Genomic DNA, 2,479 nt, shown 5'->3' on the forward strand with positions numbered 1-2,479 from the left:
GCCGCCCCAGCGGCACGACTGCCCGCAGATTTGGTGGGCCAGGTGGGGCACAGTGACTGGATGTGGGGGAGGGGGGTGGGCTCGGTTTCTGTCAACTTGCTTGGCAGGTCCGACAGTTCGTCCAGGAGGTCTTCGGCCAGTTGGCGGAGGTAGCGGGAGACCGGGGCGGGGGACGCGCCGGCCCGGAGTGGGGCCTCCGGGCCGCCCGCCGCTCGCCAGCGCGCGGCGATTCTGCTCGGTTCGCGGCCGTCCTGGGCCGCCTGGCGCAGCTCGTGGCCGATCAGGTCCTCCGGCTGGACCCAGGTCAGTCGGAGCATCCCGCGCTCCCGATCAGGGCGAACGCCCTTTCGTGGGACCGGCGTCGGCGTACGTCCCGTTCGAAGATCTCCCGGGTCACCTCGGTGAGCGTCCGCGCGGGTTCCCACAGGTCCAGGCGGCTCGCCTCCGCGACCGTCTTCGACCAGTCGGACGGCACCTCGGAGCCCAGCGCGCCGGCGATCGCCCCGGCCATCGTGGCGATCGAGTCGCAGTCGCGGCCGTAGTTCACCGAACCCAGCACCGAATGGCGGTAGTCGCCGCCCGACACCACCAGCATGCCCAGCGCCACCGGGAGTTCCTCGATCGCGTGGAGGCGGGACGGGCGACGGGCGCCCAGCGACGGGCTGCGGTAGTCCGGGCCCACCGTGTCGTACGGAGCCACCGCCTCCCGCAGTGGCCGCAGCGCCGACTCGAAGTCCGTGTACCCGGAGGCCACTTCGCACACCGCCTCGATCGCCGCCCGGGTGCCGTCCTTCGCCAGGGCGAGGCACGTTCCGATCACCGAGTCGGGGGTCGCGTCCGGGGCGCAGGCCGCCGCGACCGCCGCCGCGAAGACCGCCGCCGCCTCCCTGCCGTACGAGGACTGGTGGGCGCCCGCGAGTTCGACGGCCTCGGCGTACGCGCCCGCCGGGTTGGCCGCGTTGACCAGGCCGACCGGGGCCATGTACATCGCCGCACCGCAGTTGACGATGTTGCCCACGCCCGCCTCGCGGGGGTCGATGTGGCCGTAGTGGAGCCTGGCCACCAGCCACTTCTCCGCCAGGAAGATCCGTTGCAGAGGGAGTGCCTCGGCCTCCAGCTCGGGGATCCAGCGCGGGTTCGTCATCAGGTCCGGGACCAGGTGGTCGGCGACCGCGTACGCGTCCAGGTGATCGCGGACCTGGGCGTACACCCGTACCAGCGCGTGCGTCATCAGGGTGTCGTCCGTGACGTGTCCGTCGCCCTTGTGGTACGGGGCGATCGGGCGGGCGGTGCGCCAGGCGTCGCCGTTCCAGGGGCCGACGACGCCGTGGACGCGGCCCGCGTGGCGTTCGAGGATCTGCTCCGGGGTGTAGCCCTCGACGGGGCCGCCGAGAGCGTCGCCGACGGCCGCGCCGACGAGGGCGCCGGTAATTCGCTCTCCGAGGCTGGGGGCTTGGCTTTGGCCTTCGTCCCGGCTGCCGCCTTTTCGGCTTTCTTCTGTTTTGGGTGTCATGTTGCGAATCATCCTCCTGGGGCGGCCCGTTGTGCGGTTTCCAGCAGTTCGGCGAGTTCCACGAGATCGGTGCCGGTGAGCCGGGGGAGGGCGCAGCCGGAGAGGGTGCGGCAGGCGTCCCGCCAGGTCGCCGGGATCGCGGCGCCGCCGCCCAGCGCGCCGGTGAGGGCGCCCGCGAGTGCGGGGGCCGAGTCCGCGACCCTGGAGAGGCAGGCCGCGGCGGGTACCGCTTCCGCGATCCGGCCGTGTGCGGCGGTGGCCAGTGCCAGGGCGACCGGGACCGTCTCGGCGGCGGCGATGCCGTAGCTGTAGACGTGGTCCACGATCTGGTGTTCGAGGAGTGGGACCAGGGCGAACGCGCCGTCCGTGTCCGCCGCCAGCTTCAGCGCGTGGCGGGTGTTCCGGCCGATCTCCGTGCACTCGGGCAGTTCGGCGAGGGCCGCTTGCACACAGGCGTCCACCTCCTCGCCGGCCAGTGCGAGGGAGAGTGCCGCCGCCATCGCGCGGGCGCCGTGCACACCGTCGCCGTCCTGGGTGTAGTGGGCGTCGAACTCCGCCAGTTCCGCGGCGAGTCGGGGGTCGCCCGGGTGGGCCACGGCGAGTACGCAGGCCCTTACGCAGGCCGCGTCGTCGAAGTAGTGCGGGTTGTCGTGGCCGGTGGCGGGTGGGCGCAGGCCGGCGGCGAGGTTGCCGAGGCCGGCCCGCACGGAGATACGGGCGCGCAGGGGCAGTACCGCCGACTCGACCTCGGGGGCGCGGTCCGCGGCGGCGGCGACCTCGCTGGCGACCGCGTTCCAGGACAGGTCGATGGCCGCCCGTGCCCGGCGCTCCCGGCTCAGGTCGCCCAGCACGGTGTCGTCCCCGGCGCGCAGCAGGGCCTCGGCTGCGAATGCCGCCCACTCGGCGTCGTCCGAGGGGCCGAGTCGGAGGGGTTCCGGGGGCTGGTTGAGGGCGATCGGGACGGGG

Annotated in this window: 2 protein-coding genes and 1 pseudogene; all 3 read right to left on the reverse strand. The window is 73.5% G+C overall.

Going from position 1 to position 2,479, the window contains the following annotated elements:
* A pseudogene (locus AOK08_RS38990) lies at positions 1-317 on the reverse strand (ADP-ribosylglycohydrolase family protein); the annotation flags it as partial.
* Positions 305-1,513 (reverse strand): ADP-ribosylglycohydrolase family protein, encoded by a 1,209-nt coding sequence (locus tag AOK08_RS38995; protein ID WP_055534917.1) that lies wholly within the window; start codon positions 1,511-1,513, stop codon positions 305-307. The gene AOK08_RS38995 and the pseudogene AOK08_RS38990, both read right to left, overlap by 13 nt.
* Before the next feature lie 8 nt (positions 1,514-1,521).
* A partial coding sequence (locus AOK08_RS39000) for an ADP-ribosylglycohydrolase family protein (RefSeq protein WP_055534918.1) occupies positions 1,522-2,479 on the reverse strand: 958 nt, incomplete at its 5' end.

Source organism: Streptomyces graminilatus, assembly GCF_001418565.1.
GTDB lineage: Bacteria > Actinomycetota > Actinomycetes > Streptomycetales > Streptomycetaceae > Streptomyces > Streptomyces graminilatus.